Below are 2,199 nucleotides of genomic sequence, written 5' to 3'. Positions count from 1 at the left end.
TGCCAGAGGAAATTTCGCCAGCTGCGGTGTTAATTGTTTCTCCAGCTTCGTGTACTTGGATAATCACTTCCGTTAATTTATCCATCAGCGCATTCACGCCATCGCATAAGCTGGCAATCGCTCCAGTCTTGCCCGCTAGCGATACTCGACTACTCAAATCTCCAGCTTTAGCACCTTCAATGATAATTTGAGTTTCTGATACAGCATCAGAGAGCACTTTCGCCTCTTCCGCTTTCACTGCGGAATCTGCTGCATTTTGCTGCATCACAGTATCAAGTGTTCCGTTTACGCCCTCTACGATTTTTTTGTAATCACCCCAGTGTTTAGAAGCATCTGCACGCGTATCTAATTGATGATTCTGAGCGGCCTGCGCCAACATATTAGCATCTGCCACCAATAAACTTAAAGCATCAACACAAGCATTCAGGTTATTCTTAATAATATTAAAATCACCATTGTAATGCTCGCTAATTTTGGTTGGGATATTGCCTTTAGCAAAGTTGTCGACATAGCTAGCAGCTACACTTAATGGGCCAACAACTGCATCTAAACAATTATTAAAGCCTTCAACAACTTTGCGGAAATCACCTTGATATTTGGCAACATCACCACGGTTGTTTAAATGCCCGGCAATCGCAGCATTTTCCATGCTAATTGCTTCATTCACTAAATTATTAACTGCATCAATACAAGTGTTTAGATTGTTTTTAATCGTATTAAAATCGCCATTGTAATGATCTACAATTTTCGCTGGGATATCGCCTTTGGAGATTCTATCTACATAGTTTGCAGCTACATTTAGCGGCCCAACAATGGCATCTAAAGTATCATTTACGCCGCTGAGTACTTTACGAAAATCCCCCTGATGGCGGCTAACTTCAGCTCGAGTTGCTAAGCGCCCTTGTTGTGATGCTTGAGAAAGCACTGCGATATCTGAGATTAATAACTTAATATTGGCTTGCATAGTACTCATTGCTGCCATAGTACTGCTACGATCATTTGCTTCTAATGGTATAGTGAAATCCAAATCCCCTAAAGAAATACGCTTAGCAGTGTCGTACATTGTATCAGGCTCACCACCTAACGCTTTCGTAATTGATCGTGTAATGGCAAAACCCAACCAGACCAACATCAATAAGGCCAAAGCTAGCCCAGAAAATGTTAATAAACGTACTTTCTCATAAGTTGCAGATGCTGTGATGTACTCGTTTTCTGCTATTTCCAGATTATATTTAAGCAATGCTTTTAAATCAGTTTCAGCTGCTTCATATAAATCCACAGCCTGATCACCAATCGGTTTTAAAGCCTCATAATTATTAGCGCGCAAATTAATTACTGTCGGCTTTAAAATGACTGAAACAAATTGACCACGACTTTTTGCAAACTTATCAGCAAGTAGTTTTTCTTCTGGCGATAAATTACTGTTGATATAGGATTCCCATATCTGGCTTATTTCTTTCATTCTGCTTTCAATGAAATCGGCTTGTTGGTTTGAATATTGCGGATCAAGCTCAATAGTCACCTGGCCACTCTCATTTACTGTTGCGTTGTAGTGTCCTAGCGCTGCGTTTAGTCGTGCGCGATTTTTCAGCATATTAATAGCAATCTGATTTAATGAACCCACAGGCACCATTCGGTCCTGATAAACAGATTTCAAACTATTTTTCACTTGGCTAAGTTCAAAAAGGCCAATTGCAGCCTGTGTAATCACTACTACCACAGCGAGTGCAATAATCACCATTAATCGCTGCGCAACAGTTAGCGCTCTAAGTAACTTCATCCCAATATCTCCACTTTTACTACATATTTAAAACATAAAAACAAACGCACTTTTAAAAGAACGTACGCACTTTTGAGTTAATGCAATACGCCCTTTTTAATTGCTTTAACTAAAACTCTTCCCAATCACCATCTTGGCTAACACCATTTAGCTTAGCCAATGGTGCCTGTGATGTTTTACTTAAAGGCGGTTTCAATGCACTGTTAAATCTAGCTAGTACAGCTGGCTTAGAGCTATTGTGCCCAGCACTTTTCTTACCACCATGCGTAGAGCCTTGGCTCAATTTAAACGCATTCACAGTATCCATTAAGCCCATCGCCTGATCTACTAGCGATTCTGCTGCCGCGGCTGCCTGCTCAACTAACGCCGCATTCTGCTGGGTCACTTCATCCATGCTGGTAATGGCGTTGTTCACTTGG

At 40.9% G+C, this 2,199-nt stretch carries 1 protein-coding gene and 1 pseudogene; both read right to left on the bottom strand.

The annotated features are described in order from the left end of the window. A partial coding sequence (locus VGD82_RS11315; RefSeq protein WP_331020486.1) for a Tar ligand binding domain-containing protein occupies positions 1–1,780 on the bottom strand: 1,780 nt, incomplete at its 3' end. Between the two features lie 109 nt (positions 1,781–1,889). Continuing rightward, positions 1,890–2,199, bottom strand: a pseudogene (locus VGD82_RS11310) (methyl-accepting chemotaxis protein); the annotation flags it as partial.

Origin of the sequence: Methylotenera sp. (assembly GCF_036401095.1) — a bacterium.
Classification (GTDB): domain Bacteria; phylum Pseudomonadota; class Gammaproteobacteria; order Burkholderiales; family Methylophilaceae; genus Methylotenera.
The sequence above is the reverse complement of the archived record's forward strand: the minus strand, read 5'-3'. Positions and strand labels throughout refer to the sequence as shown.